14 protein-coding genes are annotated in these 23,501 nt (G+C 45.0%); 7 read left to right on the top strand and 7 right to left on the bottom strand.

Features of this window, described 5'->3' with window-relative positions; translation table 11 throughout:
- The first annotated feature begins 340 nt into the window (after positions 1-340).
- Both VK179_10590 and gluP read left to right on the top strand, forming a co-directional pair.
- The gene (locus tag VK179_10590; protein HLO59181.1) at positions 341-1,390 is read left to right on the top strand and encodes an aldose epimerase family protein; all 1,050 of its coding nucleotides are present in this window, start codon (positions 341-343) and stop codon (positions 1,388-1,390) included.
- Between the two features lie 238 nt (positions 1,391-1,628).
- Positions 1,629-2,855, top strand: coding sequence for a glucose/galactose MFS transporter (gene gluP, locus VK179_10585; GenBank protein HLO59180.1), 1,227 nt, complete (start codon positions 1,629-1,631; stop codon positions 2,853-2,855).
- 147 nt (positions 2,856-3,002) lie between these two features.
- Here gluP and VK179_10580 read toward each other — a convergent pair whose 3' ends face one another.
- Both VK179_10580 and VK179_10575 read right to left on the bottom strand, forming a co-directional pair.
- Positions 3,003-4,247, bottom strand: a complete 1,245-nt coding sequence (locus VK179_10580; GenBank protein HLO59179.1) for a serpin family protein — start codon at positions 4,245-4,247, stop codon at positions 3,003-3,005.
- Between the two features lie 119 nt (positions 4,248-4,366).
- Positions 4,367-4,888, bottom strand: a complete 522-nt coding sequence (locus VK179_10575) for a hypothetical protein (protein HLO59178.1) — start codon at positions 4,886-4,888, stop codon at positions 4,367-4,369.
- Between the two features lie 169 nt (positions 4,889-5,057).
- Here VK179_10575 and VK179_10570 point away from each other — a divergent pair, with 169 nt between their 5' ends.
- Positions 5,058-6,446, top strand: coding sequence for an ATP-binding protein (locus tag VK179_10570; GenBank protein ID HLO59177.1), 1,389 nt, complete (start codon positions 5,058-5,060; stop codon positions 6,444-6,446).
- 149 nt (positions 6,447-6,595) lie between these two features.
- Here VK179_10570 and bglX read toward each other — a convergent pair whose 3' ends face one another.
- The 5 genes from bglX to VK179_10545 all read right to left on the bottom strand — a co-directional run bounded on the left by bglX (position 6,596) and on the right by VK179_10545 (position 18,446).
- A complete protein-coding gene (gene bglX / locus VK179_10565; GenBank protein HLO59176.1) occupies positions 6,596-8,869 on the bottom strand; it encodes a beta-glucosidase BglX in 2,274 nt (757 codons plus the stop codon).
- A gap of 49 nt (positions 8,870-8,918) precedes the next feature.
- Positions 8,919-10,472, bottom strand: a complete 1,554-nt coding sequence (locus VK179_10560) for a carboxylesterase family protein (GenBank protein ID HLO59175.1) — start codon at positions 10,470-10,472, stop codon at positions 8,919-8,921.
- An 8-nt stretch (positions 10,473-10,480) separates the two neighbouring features.
- Complete coding sequence (locus VK179_10555; GenBank protein ID HLO59174.1) at positions 10,481-12,916, bottom strand: glycoside hydrolase family 3 N-terminal domain-containing protein; 2,436 nt, start codon at positions 12,914-12,916, stop codon at positions 10,481-10,483.
- Positions 12,917-13,409: 493 nt separating this feature from the next.
- Positions 13,410-15,878 carry a glycoside hydrolase family 9 protein gene (locus VK179_10550; GenBank protein HLO59173.1) on the bottom strand — a complete coding sequence of 823 codons (2,469 nt, stop codon included), beginning with the start codon at positions 15,876-15,878 and terminating at the stop codon, positions 13,410-13,412.
- Between the two features lie 249 nt (positions 15,879-16,127).
- Positions 16,128-18,446 carry a glycoside hydrolase family 3 N-terminal domain-containing protein gene (locus VK179_10545; protein ID HLO59172.1) on the bottom strand — a complete coding sequence of 773 codons (2,319 nt, stop codon included), beginning with the start codon at positions 18,444-18,446 and terminating at the stop codon, positions 16,128-16,130.
- Positions 18,447-18,576: 130 nt separating this feature from the next.
- Between VK179_10545 and VK179_10540 the strand changes: the two genes are divergently transcribed.
- The 4 genes from VK179_10540 to VK179_10525 all read left to right on the top strand — a co-directional run bounded on the left by VK179_10540 (position 18,577) and on the right by VK179_10525 (position 23,501).
- Positions 18,577-19,476, top strand: coding sequence for a hypothetical protein (locus VK179_10540; protein ID HLO59171.1), 900 nt, complete (start codon positions 18,577-18,579; stop codon positions 19,474-19,476).
- Positions 19,473-21,029 (top strand): glycerol-3-phosphate dehydrogenase/oxidase, encoded by a 1,557-nt coding sequence (locus VK179_10535; protein HLO59170.1) that lies wholly within the window; start codon positions 19,473-19,475, stop codon positions 21,027-21,029. The genes VK179_10540 and VK179_10535 overlap by 4 nt, the downstream gene beginning before the upstream one ends.
- 17 nt (positions 21,030-21,046) lie before the next feature.
- Positions 21,047-22,546, top strand: coding sequence for a glycerol kinase GlpK (glpK, locus tag VK179_10530; GenBank protein ID HLO59169.1), 1,500 nt, complete (start codon positions 21,047-21,049; stop codon positions 22,544-22,546).
- A gap of 238 nt (positions 22,547-22,784) precedes the next feature.
- Positions 22,785-23,501 carry an MIP/aquaporin family protein gene (locus VK179_10525; protein HLO59168.1) on the top strand — a complete coding sequence of 239 codons (717 nt, stop codon included), beginning with the start codon at positions 22,785-22,787 and terminating at the stop codon, positions 23,499-23,501.

The raw sequence follows: 23,501 nt of genomic DNA, 5'->3' as shown, positions 1-23,501 counted from the left end.
GGAGTAAGGAGTAAGGAGTAGGGGTAAGGAGTAAGGTGTAAGACCGATTCTGGATGCTGGATGCTGGATACTGGGTGCTGGATACTGGGTGCTGGATGACGGAAGGAGGAATGCTAGGCGAAGTCTCCGACTTCGTCATACCAATATCAAGTAAGTGATTAGTGATTAGTGTTTAGTGATTGGATTTCAGTCCTATAAATCCTATAGGTCCCATAGGTCCCAGCAATAAACACCGAACAAGGAACACTGATTTTTGATTTCAGAAGAATTTCTTAGGCCTTAATACCTTATTACTTAACAACTAACAAACTACAGACTAATAGACTAACAGACCAAAGACATGCTTAACGAAAACAACTTTAAAACCGTTCATTACGGCAAGGAAACGCGGCTCGTCACGTTGAAAAACAAGAACGGATTAATTGCCCAGGTTACGAACTATGGCGCTATTATTGCCAGTATTCATGTTCCTGACAGGAACGGTAAAATGGCGGATATCGTCCAGGGATATGATACAATAGCCGAGTACATCAGTGGCAACGGGCCCTATATGGGAGCAGTCTGCGGTCGCGTAGCCAACCGTATCGGCAAGGGAAAATTCACACTGAATAAAAAGGTATACACTCTTGCCATTAATAACGGTCCCAATCACCTTCATGGCGGAATTACAGGTTACAGTAAAGTCGTTTGGGATGTTATGGAAACCAAAGCCAACATGGTACATCTCCAGTATGTTTCGGTGAACGGAGAAGAAGGATATCCCGGGAAAGTAAAGGTAACTGTAATTTATACACTCACTGACAATGATGAACTGAGGCTGGATTACAGGGCTACAACCGATTCAACAACTATTTTCAACCTCGCCAGTCACTCCTACTTTAACCTGGCAGGAGAAGGTTCTGGTGATGCCATGGTGCAGGAATTGCAAATCAATGCAAAATTCTTTACGCCTACTGATGATACAAACGTTCCTACTGGGGAAATTCTCAGTGTGACAGGCACACCCATGGATTTTACCGTGGCAAAGAAGATAGGCAGGGATATTAACGCAGATTATGATCAGCTTAAATATGGAAACGGCTATGATCATAACTGGGTACTGGATCACCCTTCAGGAGAGCTCGGATTGGCAGCTATAGCCTATGACCCGGGATCAGGACGTGTAATGGAAATTTTTACAACCCAACCGGGTGTACAGTTGTACAGTTCGAACTGGATGGATAATGAAAAGGGCAAGGGTGGCAAAAAATACCAGAAACGCCAGGCATTCTGCCTCGAAACACAGCATTTTGCCGATGCCATTAATAAACCTCATTTCCCGGGCATAATGCTGAATCCCGGAGAGGAATATAGGCATAGCTGTGTGCATCGGTTTACGGTGAGAAAATAAATATTACCAGGATGGCCTGTTCGACATTCAAAAATCAGTGTTCAGTGTTCAGTGTTCGTTATCAATAGATTATACGAAAAAATATCGAACAAGGAACACCGACTTAAGGATAACGAAGTTTTTATAATCCAACAAGGAACACCGATTTAAGAATAATGAAGTTTTATGATGGGAGCAAACTGTCCAAAAATTATTATCTTCAACCGATATTGAACTTACAAACTTCAAACAAGAACATATGACTAAGAACGAAAACAACTCGAAATTTCTATTTCCGCTGATTGTGATGGCTTCTTTATTCTTCCTGTTCGGATTCATCACAACCATGAACAATTCAACGATTGAATTCCTGAAAAATGCTTTCGGGCTTGATGATGTAGCCAAGCAGTTACCCAACACATTTTTTTACGGTGCTTACATCCTTTCGGTCCCTGTTGGTTTTCTTCTGAATAAAATCGGTTACAAAAACGGGGTCCTGTCGGGACTGGCCCTTATCACACTCGGATTTTTCCTTTGTATACCCGGCGTATCCATGGGCTATTATGGATTTCTTTCCACTGTGTCGGTATTTGCAATAGGTGTTGTTATTCTCCAGGTTGCAGCAGCACCTTATGTTAACGCCCTCGGGCCCGCAGAAACGGCCGCCAGCCGACTTACACTTACCAATGCGCTCAATTCGGTGGCCACTGTAATTGCCCCGATATTTGTATCAGTATTGTTAGTGACTCCCAAACTTGAACCCGGCACCAAATTGGAAAACAGTGCCATCAAAGACATTGTTGACGGTCCTTTCCTTACTATCGGAGTCATTACAGCCGTCATCCTTGTCATCATGTTCTTTTTGAAATTACCTGAAATTAAAAGTGAAGGTGAATCAACTACAGGTTCCGAAAAGAAATATAAATCCAGTGCCTTTAAGTACACACACATGTGGCTGGGATCGTTAGCCATTTTCTTTTATATGGGTGTTGAAATCGGTATTCCCAGTTTCTTCGCCGATTATGCCGGAAAACTCGGAGTACTCGATAAGATCAACCCCATCGACATGCTGAAGTACTACTGGGGTGGACTTATGGTTGGCCGTATTATCGGAATCTTTGTTCTTCGCAGTTTCAAGGCAAACAGGATATTAAGCTTCTGTGCAGTTGGCGGAGCTTTACTGCTTGCCCTGTCATTTGTAATCGGAACCAACGCCAGTACGCTCGCTATGTGGGTATTCCTGGCTACCGGCCTCTTCCATTCCATCATGTGGCCTTGCATTTACAACCTTTCACTTGAGGATCTCGGTCCCCATTCAAAAGTAGGATCAGGCGTAATCGCTACTTCGGTCATCGGCGCTGCTATTCTGCCGATTATTATGGGCGGAATTCAGAAAGAAATAGGCCTGATTATTGCCATCAGCTGCCTCTTCCTCTATTACGCCTACATTACATTCTTTGCTGTGAAAGGATCGACTATAAGGTAATTATATAAAATCAGACGCTATAAACCGGAGACGCGATGAATCGCATCTCTGCGCGGATAAAAAAACCTGCATTATTGATGCAGGTTTTTGTTTTTTAAGGATGTTCAAACGCTCACGTCCTCCTGACGCTGTCAGGTTTTTCGCCGGCTAATCGCCGTTTTCTTTGGTTAACGGGTTGTTTACCCTGCCCATGAATAAAACAGCGCCGGTTGTTGTTTCACGAATGGCAAACATAAACGGGCGATTAACATTGAATTCAAGATTAGCCCCCGGATAGGAGGCTTCAACAATTTCAACCGCCGTCACTGCGGCTGCTTCAGTTCCCTGTTCATTTACCTCTACAAATGATTTATGGATTACCCTGGAAATCTTGAGGCCACCATATCCGTTAATTCCTGAAAAGTCAGCTCCGTCAGAAAAAGCAACGCCCATCCCCATACCGGTGAGATCAGGATTCAACAACCTGCTATAGCTATAAGTAAATTTCGGTAAGAATAAATCGACATTCCTTTTTTTCAGACCACTGATCCAGGTATTCCAGTTTTCATTCGTGATTGAATCCGCCAGGTTGTCTACGGTGTTATCATTCTTAGGCAACAGAATTACCATACTAAAATTTCCTCTCCCATAAGGCAGTTCAATCATATCGAAACCTGAATACTGTGCAGCCTGAAAGGTACCCGATTGTGTCATATAATCCACACTAACAGAACTCCCTCCATTTGCCGTAAATGATCCGCTGAATGTTTTTGATTTATCAAATTCATACTGCCAGATTCCCTTGAAATAAATCGCATTAATCAGGTACATAACGGCATCACCAGGTATGCCATCAATAATTTTGTTGATTTTTCCGTGTGTCTGAACATTTACCCATCCATTTATTGTGCCGGCAGATGAAGGATCACTGAAATCAAGTGAATCCACTTCGGCATTATAAAACTGCCTGTTGATGTTTATAAAATCAGGTAAAACAGTAAATCCTTCCTTATACCAGATTGAATTGGCAATTTCGAGAATAACCTTCGGATCAACCGATTTCAGGGCATCAATGAGACTTTTGTACCCATTGTTGATTTCTTCATCCGTAAAACCCTGTTTATGCAAAGCCGTTTCCATGGCTGCGCGGGTATCGCCGGCAGATCCGTTATACGTCATGGCAAGCGCCAGTGCCACACTTGTGGGTGATACAAAAATGTTATCGGATTCGGCATCGTTTTTAAGAACCTTAGTAAAAAGGTCAAGTCCGAATGCATTATCCGCTTCAATTATATCTGTTGTGCTTTTAGACAGTCCGAGATCGGCAGGCTTTGCAGGTACCGGGTCATTGTTGTTTTTCTCACAGGAGAACATGAAAAACAGGGCGGCCAGAAAAAGATATGCAGCTTTCATAAAGAGTATTTTATAAATAGATGCATAATTCATTCCAATGGTTGCCTTTAGAATAAAAAAAACTCCGGAGATCCTATTAATATCAGTTTCTCCGGAGAAAAATAAACAACACCTGTCTGCTATACGATTCTTTCAGCCTTGAATTTAATGGCTACAAAATCTGTTTCTTTATTGATCTTAGTTTCAAGGATCAGCATTTTGCAAAAACGACCATCCTTTGTTTTAACCAGCCAGACCTGGTTTGCCCTCAAATCAAGGGCGAATTGTTGAAGTGGTTCTCCATCGGGGGAAACATTATAGGAATCAAAATACGCTTCAGCACTTTTTGCATCGTCAAATTCCTTTGCAAGAATAAACCGCCTTTCAAAATTCGGATGCGACAGAAAGGGAGACATTACATCACCTGTCAGACCGGTTTGAGGTATGATTATAAAATCAGCTTTAACCTTGATGGCATCGGCCATCCGGAGATATTCGACTGAAAATCCCTTGTTATCCCCTGAACTCAGGGTATAAACCTCCGTATTGATTGTTGCAGCGTTGCTTGCTGCAGGAGCTTTGTCATTTGACAGATCTTCCTTTTCACATGAAACTAAAAAGAACAACACTCCACATAACACACTTACAAAAAAACGATTCATATTACCTATAAAAATTGATCAGTGTAAAGATAACGGGCAATTATATGCCTGATTTCAGTTATGCGGGTGATATGAGTCATCCCGTTGGCTGATCGTTTATACCTTTTCAATTTCTGTTGACAATCTGGTTATAAATCATTATCTTTCCAATACTATCTGACCCAAACATATGACTGACTCAGTTTCCGATAACAACGGACCTGTGGAGAACGGAGACACAGAACTCCGGAAAAGGATCCGGTACCTTGAAGACAGGTTGTCACAGGCTAATTCAATCATTGAGGAACAAAAGGACTTTTCCATCCTTTTCAATACCAGTCTGCACCTGCTTGAGTCAGTGGATAAAAAAACAGTGTTGCAGAGGATTGTAGACAGTGCCTCAAAACTTGTAACCACTGATACCAGTGCCATTTACCTTGTGAAAGAGGATGAACTCATTCTGAGAGCCACGTATCCTCCTCTGCCTCCGGGATTCCCTGATGAATTCAGGCTGGCAAGGCTTGAAAATCATCCGCATATCCGAAGGGTAATTGATGAAGAAACGATTGTAATTATTCCTGATACGGCCAGGGAAGATTTCACGGATGAAGAAAATGTAATTGTCAAAAAGAGGAAACTGGGATCTATCGTTTACATCCCGCTATTTGTGAATAAAAGAGTCACCGGAGTCATTATAATCGGGACTATCAAAAGACGCTCAAAATTTGAAAAACACCAGGTTGATTTGTTCCGGTCGTTTTCGAATATTACTTCGCTGGCCCTTGAAAACACGTACCTGGTAAAAAACCTGATTGAAACCAGGGATAAGGCGGAAGAAAACGACAGACTGAAAACTGCCTTTCTTCATAATATTTCACATGAAATCAGGACGCCTCTGAATGCCATTCTTGGTTTTTCGGGGATGCTTACCCAGAAAGACCTCACCAAAGATCAGATCCAAAAATACATCGATATTATTGATAAGAGCGGCAAACAGCTGATGTCAATAGTTGATGATATTATCAGTATATCTCATATTGAAACCAGGCAACTGAGTGTCTATGAATCCACTGTCAACCTGAATGCATTGCTTATCAACCTTGAACTTCAATATCGTACTATTGCATCACACAAAAACCTTGAATTCAGAGCGATTAATTTTATTCAGCCACCGGATAAAATAATTCTAACTGACGAATTCAAACTGTTGGGAATATTGACCAATCTGATTAACAACGCAATTAAATTCACTGACAAGGGCTTTATAGAAGTAGGAGTCAGTGAAAAAAACAAGACTATAGAATTTTATGTTCTTGATTCAGGAATTGGAATACCGGAATCTGAAAGATCGAAAATTTTTGACCGCTTCTACCAGATAGATTACGGGGTAAACAGGACTTATGACGGTATGGGTCTGGGATTATCCATATCAAGCGCATACTCTGAACTACTTGGCGGAAAAATTACAGTGGAATCTGAAGCCGGTAAAGGTTCCAAATTTATCTTACAGCTACCTGAAGCAAGGACAGGAAAAGAAAATCATTCAGAGATTTTTACCGACAGATCGGCAATGATGTAAGAAGATTTACGATTTACGATTTACGATTTACGATTCGATTTACGATTCGATTTACGATTCGATTTACGATTCGATTTACGATTTACGATTTAATTACCAGCATAACAGGAACAACTAATCGTAAATCGTAAATCGTTTAATCGTAAATTTTATTTCGCCCAATTAAATACAGCCGATTTCACATCGCGTGAATTACCACCCACAAATACGGTGAAGTCACCCGGTTCCCAATCATACTTCAACTGGCTGTTATAGAATTTCAGATCATCGGTTGTTACTTCCATAACTACCTCTTTCTTCTCGCCCGGCTGAAGCATTACTTTCCTGAAATCCTTCAATTCTTTCATGGGTCGTGAAACAGACCCAACCATATCGCGGATATACAACTGAACGACTTCTTCCCCGGCCAATTTGGATGTATTGGTGACTGTTACTGAAACTGTCAGTTTGTCGTTTCCTTTGAGTGCATTGCTGCTTAATTTGATATCGCTGTAATCAAATTTTGAATAGCTTAATCCATAGCCAAACGGATAAAGCGGATCATTTTGAATATCAAGATATTTTGAAGTGAATTTATTATTGGCATCCATCGGCCGGCCCGTATTTTTATGATTGTAGTACAGGGGAATCTGTCCTACGCTCCTTGGAAAAGTTGTTGTCAGTCGGCCTGACGGGTTATAATTGCCGAAAAGTACATCTGCAATTGCATTACCGGCTTCCGAACCGCCCGCCCATGCTTCAAGAATAGTGCTTACATTTTCATTTTCCCATGCCAGTGTTAAAGGCCTGCCATTAATGAGTACAAGCACTACCGGTTTCCCTGTACCGAGCAATGCCTTGAGCAGTTCCTGCTGAGTTTTCTGCAGGCCGATTTCTGACATGCTGGAAGCTTCACCCGACCATGCGGAAGCTTCACCCAGGACGGCAACAATTACATCTGCTTTTGCAGCAGTCTGCAAAGCTTCGTTCAACAGGTTACCGGATGGTTTCTTTTCCTTATTCTGATCTCCCCGTGGGCCCAAAGGATTTGTTGCCTTCAGCATTAACGCGTTGTCTGTAAGCTCCGAACCTTTTGCATACAGCACTTTCACGGCATCTCCACTCACATTCTTAATACCCTCAACAACCGAAACAATCTGTTTGGGATCACCACCCATGGCCCATGTGCCCAGCATATCGAACTTACTTTCGCCCAGAGGACCAATCACTGCAATCGTTCCTGATTTTTTCAGCGGAAGTACCTGCTTGTCATTCTTAAGCAATACCATTGATCTGGAAGCTATGGTACGAGCGGTACTGATGTTATCCGGTGTCAGCACTTCGGTTTTTGCCCTTTCTTCATTCAGGTAACGGTAAGGATCGTCAAAAAGTCCGAGCTTATATTTTGCCTCAAGTACCCTGCGGCAGGCCACATCAATGTCCTGCAAGCTTATTTTTCCTTCGTCAAGCGAATTTTTAAGTGTTGTAAGAAATCCTTCGCCCACCATATCCATGTCGGTTCCGGCAGAAACTGCCAGGGCAGACACAGCCTGAAGATCACCCATTCCATGGTTAATCATTTCATTTGTGGCTGTATAATCAGTCACCACAAATCCGTTGAAGCCCCATTCATTACGCAGGAGTTCAGTGAGAAGCCAGCGATTACCCGTGGAAGGAATACCGTCCACTACATTGAATGAAGTCATCACACTTCCTGCCCCTGCATCCACAGCGGCCTTATAAGGAGGAAGATAATCGTTATACATGGTGAGCCGGCTCATATCAACGGTATTATAGTCGCGCCCGGCTTCAGCAGCGCCATATAAAGCGAAATGCTTTACACAGGCCATCATTGTATTGTTCTTTGTAAGGTCATCACCCTGGTAACCTTTAACCATGGCTTCTGCAATTCGTGAACCGAGCCAGGGATCTTCGCCGCTTCCTTCTGCAATTCTTCCCCAACGGGCATCCCTTGCAATATCGACCATGGGTGAAAAAGTCCATGCTATTCCGTTGGCAGTTGCTTCCTGAGCAGCAATGCGGGCCGATTTCTCAATCAGTTGCATGTCCCATGTGCAGCTTAAAGCCAGTGGAATCGGGAAAATTGTCCTGTATCCATGGATCACATCCATCCCGAAAAGGATTGGAATATGATTCGGAGATTCTTTAACAGCAAGGTCCTGGGCTGATTTCATTGCTGAAACCGAAAAAACGTTGAACAATCCTCCTACCTGTCCACTCTTTATCTTCTGTGCCATATTGGAGTTAGTGGCAGTACCGGTTGTAAAATCACTACCGGTAATCAGGTTGAGCTGACCGATTTTCTCCTCTACCGTCATTTTGCCCATCAGGTCGTTGATGAACGCTGTCATTTTCTGATCCTGGGCCTTCATGCCGGACGCAAACAGAACAGCTGCAAAAAAAGCAATACTTATCCTCTTCATATAAATTCAAAGATTTAATTTATTGAACAGTAAAAGTAAACAAAATGTGCTAATTTTTCGACTGCAGAGATTCCTGGTATCTGTCAAGAAACTGCAGCTGCGGCTTATACGGGAGGTCAGCGGGCTTAACCTCATCACCAAACTCAATAATCTTTGGATTGGTCGGGTTAAACGAAGGCCATTCCGGTAAGCCTTTGCCGTTCGGATTCCCTGTTTTTGCAAAATTCACCCAGTAGGATGACATCATGTCGGCCAGCTTGTAATCCGCATCAGTGAAAGGGCGATCCCAGTATTTCAGGTTATTGAGGCAATACCCGAATTCAGCAGAATGAAAGGCCCCGTAATTGGGTTCACCCGGAGGTACATGACTGAAAAGATACAACCATGCCTTGTTTTTTCCTTTTTCACTCTGCATGGTTGCCCACCTGTAATTTTGCCAGCCAAACGATAAAACTGACAAGAGTTTTTGCGATTGATTGGCCTGTTCATCCGTTTCAGCAGGGAACACCCTTAACATATCTTCAGAGAAATTACCGTAACGCCTTTGGGCTTCAGCTTTAAATGAGGCCGCTTTTGCCGGGGGGCCGAAATTAAACTCATCCGCATTCCACCCGGTTAAAAGGGCTACATCATTTTGCTGCGATGAAGCAAATGTTTGATCGGCAGGCATAATTACAACACCATCAATTACAGGTCCGGCAGCACCTGCCTTGAGCAAGGTCTCTGCCGGCAGCTTTCTCATTTCAGCAATAGTGGATTTGAGTTTTTCAGCCAATCTCACTCCTGCATCCTCACCATTTTTCAAACCGGAAGTCAGCATACGGTCGCCGCCAAAAATACCACCGCTTTCGGCAATAGCCTTCTGAAATAATCCCTTTGCTTTTGGTGATACAACCAGTGCATTCACACTGAATGCACCGGCCGACTGCCCTTCAATTGTAACGTTCGACGGATCACCGCCGAACGCTGCTATATTTTTATTTACCCATTTAAGTGCGGCAATCTGATCGAGTATGCCATAATTTCCTGAAACGCCATCAGGGGATTCCTTTGAAAGATCAGGGTGTGCAAGGAATCCGAGGATGCCCAGCCTGTAATTGATCGTAACAAAAACGACTCCTTTCTTAGCGATTGCTTCCCCGTCATAAAGCGGCACTGAACCTGAACCACCTGTGAATGCTCCTCCATGAATGTAAACAATCACTGGTCTCTTCTCATCAGCGTCTTTTGCCGGTGTCCATACATTCAGGTAAAGGCAGTCCTCGCTCAGCGGTTCTTCGGGTGCCATAAATTCTTTGCTCCACATGGCAAAAGGAGCCGGCTTTGCCTGGATGGCACTGGCGGAAAAAACTTCACATTTGCGTACGCCTTCCCAATGGGCAGGTGGTACCGGCGGTTTCCAGCGCAGTTCGCCTATCGGAGGAGCCGCAAACGGAATTCCTTTGAAAATTTTAACAAGACCGTCTTCACCGGTATAGCCTGAAACCAGACCGGCTTCTGTTGGCACCGATTTAACATCAATACTGTTTCCGGATTGATTCCGGAATGAAAAACAGGCTGTGATTGTAACAGTAGCAGCCAACAGAATTACCGGCAGTTTCATAGTGGGAGTTATTTAGGTCTTATTTCATTAATTTTCTCTTCGGGAACCAGGGCAATGGTTTCTTTTTTAACCACAAGCTTTTTAGCCAGTGTAAAATCGGCTTTCGATTTTATGTCGCGTGAAGAGGCACCGATTGATACTGTATAGGTTCCTGGATCAGCAATCCATGAGGAAGAAGCCGGATCGAAGGAACACAGGTTTCGGTCAGCCAGTGTAAAGGTCAGAGTCTGTGTCTCACCGGGCTGCAAAAGCTTTGTTTTGGCAAATCCTTTAAGCTCAATGGCCGGCTTATCCAACGATCCTTTCGGTGCAGTGAGGTATAATTCAACCACCTCCTTACCGGCTACCTTACCTGTGTTTTTAATATCCACGGAAACGGTAAGCGTCTTACTGAATTTACCGGAACTCAGTTTAATCTGCCCATAATTGAAAGTTGTATACGATAAGCCATAACCGAATTCATAGGATGGCTTTACACCGAAGCTCTCATAGTAGCGATATCCGACATAAATCCCATCCGTGTAGGTATCTTCGGCAGGAACTGACCGGAAGAATCCTCCGCCTGTGTTGTTATCAGGCTGCAATGGTTTGCCCGGAAATGTAGCGGCAGAAGGAACATCTTCGTACTTAGCAGGAAATGTAACAGCCAGCTTACCGGAAGGGTTATCTTTTCCGCTCAGAATATCGGCAATTGAATTACCTGTTTCCTGTCCGGCCTGCCATGCAAGAAGAATGGCATCGGGAATCTGCTTCCAGCTGTCGGTTTCTATTACACCACCCACATTCAGCACTACAATCGTTTTCTTTCCTTTGGCTTTAAAAGCATCTGCCACTGTGCGAATCAGCTTCTGTTCGTTATCCGTTAACTGGAAATCTCCTTTACCACTTGACCTGTCACCGCCTTCACCTGAATTTCTTCCGATTGTGATAACTGCTGCATCATTCGTAACTGCCATACTGTTAGCAAGGCCTGAACTGATTTCAAATTCGGGAACCGGTTCAACCGGCATGAACATGGACATTCCTTCTCTTTTGGGTCTGCCTTCTTTATTTGCTGCCAGCAGGGCTTCATATAACGTTTTCAGGTTTGCATTCACCACATAGCCTGCATTCTGCAGACCTTCCGTAAGGGAAACACTATATGCCTCGTTAACGTCACCGCTTCCCGTTCCGCCTGATATAATATCATAGGATGTATTTCCGAATACTGCGAGCTTTTTAATGTCCGAAGCCAAAGGCAAAGCCGATCCCTCATTTTTCAGAAGTACCATTCCTTCGGTGGCAGCCTGGCGGGTAACCAGGGCATGAGCTTTCAAATCGGGCTTATTGGAGTATTTAAAACCTTTAAACCGGGGTCCGGCAAGAATTATATTGAGAATTCTTTCCACATTCCGATCGATAACTTTCTCATCAAGTTTACCGTCCTTTACAGCCTGAAGGATCGCTTTGCTCTGGTTGGGTGTGCCGGGCATCAGAATGTCATTGCCGGCTTTCATCTGGGCTACTGCATCTTTTCCGCCGAACCAGTCGGTCATTACATAACCCTTAAAGCCCCAGTCCTTCCTTAATATATCGGTAAGCAAGCCCGGGTTTTCAGATGTATAGGTTCCGTTGATCAGGTTATAGGATGACATCACTGTCCATGGTTGTGCTTCCTGAACCGCTATTCTGAAACCTTCAAGGTAAATCTCACGGAGAGCTCTTTCACTTACTTTAACATTGAGTGCATTGCGATTGGTTTCAGCATTGTTACCTGCAAAATGTTTGATAGATGTCCCCACACCGTTTGACTGAATACCATTGACCATGGCAGCGGCGATTTTGCCCGTAATTAAAGGATCTTCGGAATAGTATTCGAAGTTTCTTCCGCACAGCGGATTGCGCTGGATGTTCATTCCGGGTCCCAGGATGACGTCAACTCCGTATTCGAGCACTTCATTTCCCATGGCCTTGCCGACTTCATTTACAAGGGTTGTATTCCATGTGGAAGCCAGCAAAGTACCAACCGGGAAGGCAGTACAATAATAGGTTTTGTTGTCGTCAGTGCGGGTTGGACTTATCCTCAGTCCTGCGGGACCGTCGGCAACAACCGAAGGATTGATGCCGAGCCTGGGGATTGCGAAAGTGGTTCCTGCAGAACCATCAACCAGTACCGATGTCTGGCCGACTCCCTGTCCGGGAGCCGGTGCAGGCGGCTGCTGACCCTGAGGCGTCTGACCCGGCTTTGCATTCGGGTTACCCGGAGGTGTGGATGGCGGAGGTCCCGGCATGCGCATACCGGTGCCTACAACAAGGTTTACTTTTTCTTCGAGTGTCATAGCCGCCACAACCTGTTTCACTGTGGCTTTTCCCAATTGCGGTGCCTGCGAATAGGATTGTGCTGTTAATGCCGTTATTACGGCAAAAGCAAATAATACCCGGCAGGTAAGATTTCTATTTTTCATTACTTAAGGATTATAGGTTAATTACGCTGTCAGCTGTTAAATATAAAATCAAATAAAGGTAGTTATAAGGAACAGACAGTTGGAAACAAAATCGATGAATAGGGGGTTTGTGTCGATAGTCTGTTAGTTTGATAAACTTCTTAAATCTTAAATCGGTGTTCGATGTTCGGTGTTTTGTTAGCTGTCAAGTAATAAGGTATTAAGACCTAAGAGATCCGGCTTCCAGTATCCAGCTTCCAGTATCCAGTATCAAAAAAAATGGGTGTGCCTGGCAGCACACCCATACCAACCCCTGTATCAAAACCCTAACTACTTAGAAAAAACTATAACCTTTTTCTACAATACAAATATCCGGTGATATCAGCTGGTTTAAAAACGAAATATACGAATGCCGGAAATATATAGACGAATCTTAAAAGATCATCGCCACCAGCGAATGTTTAAATCTTAACACCGAACACTGAACACTGATTTACGTTTTAAGAAGACAGGCTTACTTCAATACCTTATCCGCTGCCAGAACAAGGAACAGGTAATTGCTTTCGCCACCACCCAGCACATACTCGGTTTGCTGCCAGAGGAAGGGAAACTCCTTCAGTTCGGCAAAATCAGGACGGATAAGCGCAGTTCCCGAAACCACACCGCCGGGAATATATGAATAATCCGCACGGTTATACCCATAGGCCATTGTAGCCGATTTTGAACCTACCCCGGAAGCAAAGGACGCCGTATTATCACCCGGATGACAACCGAGAACAAAATTCAGCGCGTTGAACATATAATCGTAGCTGAACAACTTCGGGAAATATTTGGCAAGATAATACTGGTGCACCCCGAATTCCTGGATATTCCAGCCTGCGCCCCAGATATGAGGCCTGTAGGGAACACCGTAAGGAGTTTCCTTTCCCTGCTCGATAATTTGTTTTGATAGGGTTGCAAGCGCTTCCTCAATCTTTTTGGTATATACGGCATCATTGATATCCGGAACCGTTCTCACAACCATCCAGCCAACCGAGGAAATCCGTTTGGTTATCGAATCGGTATTCGCCAGCAGAAAGTCCCTGAATTCAGGTGAATGGGTTGTCAGGTACAATTCCACTGCCGCATTGATCTGTGAGGAAAGCTGCCAGGATGTAAGTTGCCTTTTCTGGCCCCATAATCCGATCGCTGCTTTAACACAACGTTCAGCCAGTTTATCATCGTAACCTTTAAGAGATCTTCCGGCGGCAGCCAAACCCTGGATCGCATCAAATTCATGACCCGGATTTTCTTCGGTATAGACAGCCCGGTCATCCTTAATTCCCGCACGCGATTCAAAGCTACCGTTATATTTCACCGACCCGTTGTAGTTGAGGTTATCAGTCTGGTTTGACACATCGCCCACCATGGTATACTGTTTGAGCGACGGACTTATGATACCGCGGTAAACACGGCCCATGCTTTCATAACCGGCAAGAACCGTGATGGCGCCATGTTCAATCTGCTGCAAAATATCCGGTTTCCCGTCGGGAACATGAATTTTCACTTCACGGGCTGCCTGGTTGATTGTAGTGGCATCCAGTTCCGGTTTGAATTCTTCCCAGGCCATGGATAACAATTGAACGCTTCCAGCCTGTGATTCCACTCTTAAATCGTCATCACCTGCATCATGCCAGCCGCCCCTGTTGAGTCCCGGAACCCTGTCACCCGGCTTAAACTTCGTAAGTGTGGACGGACCTTGTGCGTACCCGTCAAACAGTACCGAATCTACAGGTGCCATCACGGCATCGTCCAGATGGCAGGCGCCATGCCAAACCCTGTATGCATCAGTGACCTTCATATGACACATCTGCACCGGTAGAAAAACCTCGAGAGTGGGCTGCCAGACGTGACGCTCATAAATTGTCGGGGAGATAACAAAAGGATTCGATTTAAAATCCCCGTATTTTACCTGGTAAGTACCAGATTCTTTTACATCAGAAAAATCAAACAACACGCATTGATAACGAAGGAATTTCCCCCATTTTGACGGTTTGGCCATTTTTACAGCCTTTTCGCCATCCTCAGTGATTTTCACAAGACTGGCAGACGTAATTGATTTTTCAGCGTTGTCGAGTTCAATTACAGCTGTTTTTTGCTGATTGGGATGGTAACCGACCTGTGAAACATGAACAACCGGGTCAGCCTTCCAGCCCGGCAAATGATTTACCTTTACAGTCCATACAATGGCATTTTTAGTTACTCCTGCCGGAATCGGTGACCGTACAACAAACCATCCGTTCGTATGCCTGATTCGGCCATCGAGTAATTGAATATCCGCTGTTGAGCTTTCAATGGAGAAACGTTGTTTATCCGATTCGGGGGCCACGGTGAGTTTTCTACCGACTGCCATTGGCGTGGCCTGGTTTTCATTGTTTTCATCAAGGATTTCCGGGCCGTTTGCCTGGGGAGGGAAAAACCCTGATGCGGAATCCATCATCCATGTTTTTCCGAACAAGGCCGGAGGGAATAGTTCAATATTGAAACCTATTTTCCCCAGCCACTCTTGCGGCACTGGTTTATCCAGGTCGACGTAAATCCGGAAATAATCTTCCTCAGCCTTTACCCTGATGGAATAAGTCAACACCAGGTCGGGATAGAATATGGGATTAAATCCTTTGCGGTTGATAGCCGTGTCAGGATACCAGAGTTTGACTGAGATCTGGTTGCTGTCGCGGTTTATATCGCGCGGGCCAACCTTAGGTATAGGCTGGAATTGGCCGGGAGTTAGTTCCAGGCGGACATCACCGTTGGTGGCAACCCTCACCCCGTGCTGTATAAAACCGACACCACCCTGGTGGCCTTCCGGATAGATATCCTCGAATACCATAACATTGAGGCCGGGTAATTCAAAATAATTCTGATCATTCAGAACAAGTTTCTGTTCAGGGCTTTTGGAACAGGATAAGGCGAGGATTACGAGTAATGCAAATAGGTAACGCATGTTTTAAGTCTGTTAGTCTGTTAGTCTGTTAGTAATACCCGTCATTGCGAGGAACATCAAAAATAATTGATTATAGCAGGATGTATATGTGACGAAGCAATCTGCCTGCACAGGTAAACCCTGACCAAGACAGCCCCTGTAAAAATGTGGCTCTTGGCAACGTCCTGCCTGTTCCGGCAGATTGCTTCGTCGACGAAAACCTTGTACTATAATCATAGTTTTTTCAAGCTCCTCGCAATGACGTACGCTTCACCTGGCATACTTCTCCGTCCTCGCGTCCTTAATCATGCCGCTCCAGTTAAGGCCGAATCCGAAATCGTATACATTTCCGTCTGCATCTTTATGACAGGTCATATCAAAAGGAACATCTTCCTTCTGAAGCTCGACTGTTTTCATGTCCGCCGGCATCTGGAAAGGAAGGAGTCCCGAAGGCTCATACGCTCCGGTGAGGATATCCAGCTTAGCCTGGTCCTGAACCCCGAAAGCCAGGATTATGGCATTTGCCTGGTTTTCGAATTCACTGAAAACCATTGGCTTTGAAACATCTATTACAACAATAACCGGTTTGTCTTTCATTGCTTTACGGGCATCGAGTACCATATTCAAATCACCTGTATTTGAAGGGGTTACTGTTTTGTTTTTATAGCTTCTGTTTGTGAATTTTTCAAGCGGATCGCCCCCTGCAAGGCTTACGTCACGGGCATCTACAGCTTTGTAAGGTTTATACTGGAGACTGATAGGCACATACCCGTTTCCGCCTTTTTTCACATCATTAGGATCATAACCACTGCCAGAATTCGGACTGGCAATGCAAACCAGGGCAAAGTCAGCTTCAGCCGGATTATCGGTAACGTTGAAATACTTCTTAACTGTTTCAATGCTGATCGGGTAATTTAACGAAGCAGGCTCTTCCATACCGAGAAAATTACGTGAAGCCGGTGTAAATCTTTTAGGCACATAGGCAGTAAGTTGCTTTTTGAGAGGCAGAACCTTGCCGCTGTTCTTCACCATGACAATTGATTTTACCTGTGCCTCATAGCCGGCCTTCATAAAATCAGCATTTCCAACGGTTTTCTTTGTGGTCTCAACATCAAGGTAAGGAATCTCAAACAAACCTGTATGGAAAATATTTCTGAGCAGTCGAACAGCTGACTCTTCAAACCTTTTGCGCATGAATTCCTCACCGTGTTCTTTTACTCCCATCTGGTAAGCTTCGAGAACAGGACCTTTATCGTTGTTGCCGCCAAACTGGTCCATTCCGGCCATTATGGCCTTGTAATGCCTTTCAGCAACAGTTAGGCCTTCAACACCCCAGGATGTGGTGCCGAAGCCGTCAATCGCTTTGTAATCCTGGGTTACACCCCAATCGGTGCATGCAACACCGTCATAACCATATTGTCCCCTTAGCATATCATGAATAAGATAAGCGCTGAAGGAATTACCTACATTTTCCTTATTTACCGTGTCAAGCCCGTAGGAAATTGTATAATAAGGCATAACAGCTGAAGCCATTTTAGTGGGACCTTCCAGTTTAAAAGCTCCCTGGGTAAATGACATCAGGTGATCTGCCAGGTTTTTACCAGGATAAACGGCGTATTTACCGAATGAAAAGTGAGCGTCACGACCGCCTTCTTCAGGACCTCCACCTGGCCAATGCTTGATCATCGCATTCACGCTTGTATATCCCCAGCCGTCAGCAATCACGTTTTCACCCTCTGAGGTCTGGAATCCGTCAACGTAGGCCCTTGCCATATCGGTATTCAATTTTGGACTTTCGCCGAATGTACCGCTGAACCGGCCCCACCTGGGTTCGGTGGCCAGGTCAATTTGGGGCGAAAGGGCTGTGGCGATGCCAAGCGCCCTGTATTCCTGCGATGCAATATGTCCGAATTGCTTTACCAGTTCAGGATCAAATGTAGCAGCCATACCCAGCGAACCCGGCCACATGGATATCTGACCTGCAGAACCGGTAAGGTATTCAACCTCGGAACTGGCCTGGTGGCGTGGATCTGAACTGTTATTGGCAGGTATTCCGAAACCGATGCCTTCGCAAAGGGCCTGCACATTGTTATTCCATATGGCAGCAATTTCAGCGCTTTGTACCCTTGTTACCAACACATGCCTTACATTGTCTTCTTTCAGAAATTTGATTTGCTGGTCGCTCAGGTCAGATGCTTTGGCACCACTTTCAGTAAAAGGTTTCCCGTTATAAGTGCCGCCCATGAACCTCGTGGCTCCGGCAGGAATCGACTGATGCGCACTATAAAGCATCAACCCTGCAATTTGTTCCACGCTGAGTTTTGAAGCCAGGTCCTTTGCTCTTTCATCTGCAGGCAGGCGCCAGTCTTCATATTTATCAAGGTTTCCGTTTTTATTCAGGTCCTTAAATGCAAACCCTTTGTCAAACACCAGCTTTACGCCGGAACTTGTATCATAGGCCAGTTTCTGACCTCCTTCATTTGTCACATACATAAGGCTTCCTGAAGCCTGTTGACTCCATTTTTTACAGCTTTGCACCATTAATAGTGTTAATGCAGCCAGTAAAAAAAGAATAGGCGCTTTTTTCATGATGTTTAGGTTATTTTTGGTTTAATGAATTCATTCAAAAGTAGAAAAAGAATCCTCTCTGTGTTAACTGCTATAAGGGTTTTTATTTTAATGTTTAATAAAAAAAAGCTAATTTTAAATAAAAATGGAGATGAAACCAAACTCTTTCCTGACGTTTACGGCACTTTTAATGATCTGTATTCCTGTACTCAGCCAGAAACCTATCAGGGTAACTGAGGACAGTCTGAAATACGGCGCTGCCAAATATCCGGGTTTTTCAATCAGCATACCGGAGGTTAGTTATGAGCGTACTGAAAAAAGCTGGATTAAAGAACTGCAATCCGGTACCAAATCAAAAGTCGTAAATGAGAATGGCGATATGTCCATTTTCGGTGCCAACATTAAAGATATATCGGCTACACCTATGAATATATACAGCCGGCTTGAAAGCAGGGATTCATTGGTTATGCTGATGGTAAGTTTTGAGGTGAAAAAAGATCAGTATATCCAGAAAGCCAACAATGAAGCTGAATTAATTGCGGCCAAAGAATACCTGAAGCAGTTTGCCAAATCAGAATACATGAACCTGGTAAAAGGACAGCTTCAGGATGAGGAGAAAAAGCTGAGGGATCTGAACAACGATCTTAACAGCCTGAAAAACGACAAATCAAGAATGGAACGGTCTATACAGTCGAACCGTTCGCTGATAAAGGAAATGCAGGATAATATAGTGCTTCAGAACACCGAACTTTCAAAAGTTTCTGCCGAACTGGTAAACGAAAATAACCTCCTTACCTCAATGGACGAAGGAGCGGCAAAAGAAGAAAAAGCTTCGTATGTGAAAGATCTCGAAAAACGGAAGAAGAAGATATCAAATGAAATTGAATCCTCTGAAAACAAGATAAAAAAAGCCAATAACGAGATCGATGAAGCCGACAGGAACATCCCGAAAAATGAGGCCGACCAGGAAGACATGAGATCAAAGGTGGCACAGCAGGAGGCTGTTGTAAACCGGTTCACACAAAAGCTTAACACGATTAAAGCCTATTGAATCGCACTGAACTTACAAACCGTTTAGGTAATCACAATCACGACCGGGATATCATTGTGATCGGTGGTGGAGCTACCGGTGCAGGAATAGCCCTGGATGCGGTTTATCGTAACTATGACACGCTCTTGCTTGAGCAGGAGGACTTTGGAAAAGGAACATCGAGCCGGAGTACAAAACTCATTCACGGCGGTGTCCGTTACCTGGCCCAGGGAGACCTGGTTCTTGTTTTTGAAGCGCTTCGTGAAAGGGGCAGGATATTAAAAAACGCTCCTCATATTACATTTAACCAGCAATTTATTGTACCGGTTTATTCCGCCTGGGAAGCCATTAAATACACGATCGGGCTTAAATTCTATGATCTGCTGGCCGGGAAGCTGTCACTTGGAAAATCACAGTTTATTGGCCGTTCGAAAACACTCGCCAAAATGCCCGGGCTCAATGAAAAAGGGCTTCTTGGCGGCGTAATTTATCATGACGGGCAGTTTGATGATACAAGGCTTTTGATTGATCTGGTGCGCTCTGTGAATGATAAAGGCGGTATCTGCCTGAATTATTGCAGGGTTACAGGATTGCTGAAAGATAATAAGGGTTCCGTCTGCGGTGTTAGGGCAATCGACACTCTCACAGGAAAAGAACACGAATTCAGGGCTAAAGTAGTCGTAAACGCTACCGGTGTTTTCACGGATGATATCATCAGGATGGACCAGCCGGTAATGAAAAGGACTATACGACCCAGCCAGGGAATTCACCTTGTGCTTGATTCAAAGTTTCTTCCCGGCGATGCATCCGTTATGATACCCAAAACCGATGACGGGCGTGTCCTCTTTGCCATTCCGTGGTACAATAAGGTGGTTGTAGGAACCACAGACACCGTTGTGGACGAGGCAGCCCTTGAACCAAAAGCCCTTGAAAAAGAAATTGATTTCATCCTTAACACCACTTTGCGGTATTTCAAAGTTCCTCCCCAACGAAAAGACATACTCACGGTTTTTGCAGGTCTGCGACCCCTTGTGGCCAGTCCGGACGATCCGTCAGCAACCCGCGAATTATCCCGCCGGCATAAAATAAGTATCTCCTCTTCCGGGCTTGTGACCGTTGAAGGAGGAAAATGGACCATTTACAGGCGGATGGCTGAAGACACAATCGACCGCATTATAAGGAAAGGCATGTTACAGCCAGGAACCTGCCGGACCGGGACTCTCAGAATTTATGGGGCCGATGGCGAATGGCCGCGCAATGACAGGCTTCATATATACGGATCGGATGCACACGAAATAAAAAAGATGGAAGAGGCAGATCCAAAGCCGCTTCATCCTGATCTTCCCTATACAAAAGCCGAAATTACATGGATCTGCAGGAATGAGATGCCCCAAAAGCTAGAAGACATGCTGGCCAGGAGAACACGTTCGCTTTTCCTGAATGCAAGGGCAAGTGTTGAAATAGCACCCGTTGTTGCAGCCATTATGGCTTCCGAGATGGGATTTGACGGCAACTGGCAAAAAACGCAGGTTGAAGAATACACTAAACTGGCAGCAAATTATATTATCTCATAACGACTACAATTTGTATTATGGATAAACAAAAATACGTTCTGGCGCTTGACCAGGGAACCACAAGCTCAAGGGCCATTCTTTTTGACCATAAGGGCAAACCGGTTGCCGTGGCACAAAAAGAATTCACGCAGATTTACCCTCAACCGGGGTATGTGGAACATGATGCTGCTGAAATATGGTCCACCCAGGCCGGAGTGGCACTGGAAGCCATTACAAGAGCCCGGATAGACAGCTCACAAATTGCTGCCATCGGTATTACCAATCAGCGGGAAACTACTGTTGTATGGAACCGCCTCACCGGCAAACCCGTGCATAATGCCATTGTGTGGCAGGACAGAAGAACTGCGGCTTTCTGCGACCACATAAGGGAAAGCGGCAACGGCAAACGCATCAGGCAGAAAACCGGGCTGGTTATTGATGCCTATTTTTCCGCTACCAAAATTGCATGGATCCTCGATAACGTGGAAGGTGCAAGGGCCATGGCTGAAAAAGGCGAACTGGCTTTCGGCACCATCGATACGTGGCTGATCTGGAACCTAAGCCAGGGAAAGGTTCATGCCACGGATGTTTCGAATGCATCGCGAACCATGCTGTTCAATATTCATACGCTTCAATGGGATAAGGAACTGCTTGAGATTTTCAGGATTCCTGAAAAATTGTTGCCGGAAGTGAAATCGTCAAGCGAGATTTTCTGCCACACGAGCGGGTTGTTTTCATCCACCATACCCGTTGCCGGTGTTGCGGGTGACCAGCAGGCGGCACTCTTCGGACAGCTCTGTGTAAACCCCGGGATGGTTAAAAACACATATGGCACCGGGTGCTTTATGGTAATGAATACAGGCGAAAAACCCATTGACTCGGAAAATAACCTGCTGACGACCATTGCCTGGAAAATCGGCGACCGGGTTGAATATGCACTCGAAGGAAGTATTTTTATCGCCGGCGCCGTGGTTCAATGGCTACGTGACAGCCTTGGCATTATCAGAAAATCTTCGGATATCGAAAAGCTGGCTGCAAAAGTAAATGATAACGGAGGGGTTTATTTTGTGCCTGCATTCGCCGGACTTGGAGCACCGCATTGGAATCAGCATGCCAGGGGTACGTTGGTGGGACTGACAAGGGGAAGCAATACAAGTCATATAGCCCGTGCGGCAATTGAAAGCATTGCCTATCAAACCCTGGAAGTATTGCAGGCTATGGAAGCCGATTCAGGCATAACCATCAGGGAATTGCGTGTTGACGGCGGTGCCACTGTAAATGATTTTCTGATGCAATTCCAGAGCGATCTGATCGGCACCACTGTTATAAGGCCTGAGATTACGGAGACAACAGCACTGGGTGCGGCTTATCTCGCTGGTCTGGCCACCGGTTTCTGGAATGGAATCAATGATCTTGAACACCAGTGGAAACCGGAACGAAAGTTCATGCCTGCAATGGATAAGAAACATGTTCAGGAACTGACTCATGGCTGGAATAAGGCAGTTGCAGCGGCGAAGGCGTGGGCGGATGGGAAGTGAGGCGAAACCAAAAGCACGTCATTGCGATGACCGGTTCCTACGGTCAGAAGCAATCTGCCAAAACCGGCAGGACCATGCAAAGAGCCATTCAGAAAGGCTGTCTTGGTTTCGCCCTTCCGGTGCGGGCAGATTGCTTCGTCGCGTTTACATCCTGCTTTAACAATTATGATTTACGCTCCTCGCAATGACGGATTTACATAACAACAGACTAAACTTCTAAACTTCTAAACTTCTTCAGATGTCCCCTTTTATAGCAGAATTTATCGGAACGGCAATTATCCTGATTTTCGGATCCGGTGTGGTAGCCAATGTGACCCTTAATAAAACAAACGGTAATAGCAGCGGATGGATAGTCATCACCTTTGGGTGGGCTATCGGGGTTTATACAGGAGTACTGATTTCGGCCAAATACAGCGGAGCGCATCTGAATCCTGCCATTACACTGGCACTGGCAGCTGTCGGAAAATTCGAAACATCTCAGATATTACCTTATATAACCGCCCAGTTGTTGGGAGCCATGATGGGTTCACTTATTGTTTATTTTGCTTACCATAACCATTTCAAGGCAACTCCCGATGCTGCCGTGCTTAAAAGTATTTTTTGCACTTCCCCTTCCATCCGGAGTTATTTTAACAACATGATCACCGAGGCAACCGGAACCTTTGTGCTTACCCTTGCCGTATTGTATATGGCAGCGCCTGATGTCGGACTCGGTGCACTCAACGCTTTGCCCGTTGCACTTGTTGTGCTCGGCCTGGGTTTGTCCATGGGCGGTCCGACCGGTTATGCAATCAATCCTGCCCGTGATCTCGGGCCCAGAATCGTGCATGCCCTGCTTCCCATTAAACCCAAGGCCGGTTTTGACCTGAACTATGCATGGGTACCGATCATCGGGCCTATCCTGGGAGCACTTCTGGCTGCCCTGGTTTACTATGTAATTACAGCCACATTGTAA

It is taken from the genome of Bacteroidales bacterium, from assembly GCA_035299085.1.
GTDB lineage: Bacteria > Bacteroidota > Bacteroidia > Bacteroidales > UBA10428 > UBA5072.
This window is presented reverse-complemented; position numbering and strand designations above follow the sequence as displayed.

Bases quoted from the DNA above. Each gene is read 5' to 3' on its own strand.
- VK179_10590 (HLO59181.1), top strand. From the start codon at position 341: ATGCTTAACGAAAACAACTTTAAAACCGTTCATTACGGCAAGGAAACG.
- gluP (HLO59180.1), top strand. From the start codon at position 1,629: ATGACTAAGAACGAAAACAACTCGAAATTTCTATTTCCGCTGATTGTG.
- VK179_10580 (HLO59179.1), bottom strand. From the start codon at position 4,247: ATGAAAGCTGCATATCTTTTTCTGGCCGCCCTGTTTTTCATGTTCTCC.
- VK179_10575 (HLO59178.1), bottom strand. From the start codon at position 4,888: ATGAATCGTTTTTTTGTAAGTGTGTTATGTGGAGTGTTGTTCTTTTTA.
- VK179_10570 (HLO59177.1), top strand. From the start codon at position 5,058: ATGACTGACTCAGTTTCCGATAACAACGGACCTGTGGAGAACGGAGAC.
- bglX (HLO59176.1), bottom strand. From the start codon at position 8,869: ATGAAGAGGATAAGTATTGCTTTTTTTGCAGCTGTTCTGTTTGCGTCC.
- VK179_10560 (HLO59175.1), bottom strand. From the start codon at position 10,472: ATGAAACTGCCGGTAATTCTGTTGGCTGCTACTGTTACAATCACAGCC.
- VK179_10555 (HLO59174.1), bottom strand. From the start codon at position 12,916: ATGAAAAATAGAAATCTTACCTGCCGGGTATTATTTGCTTTTGCCGTA.
- VK179_10550 (HLO59173.1), bottom strand. From the start codon at position 15,878: ATGCGTTACCTATTTGCATTACTCGTAATCCTCGCCTTATCCTGTTCC.
- VK179_10545 (HLO59172.1), bottom strand. From the start codon at position 18,446: ATGAAAAAAGCGCCTATTCTTTTTTTACTGGCTGCATTAACACTATTA.
- VK179_10540 (HLO59171.1), top strand. From the start codon at position 18,577: ATGAAACCAAACTCTTTCCTGACGTTTACGGCACTTTTAATGATCTGT.
- glpK (HLO59169.1), top strand. From the start codon at position 21,047: ATGGATAAACAAAAATACGTTCTGGCGCTTGACCAGGGAACCACAAGC.
- VK179_10525 (HLO59168.1), top strand. From the start codon at position 22,785: ATGTCCCCTTTTATAGCAGAATTTATCGGAACGGCAATTATCCTGATT.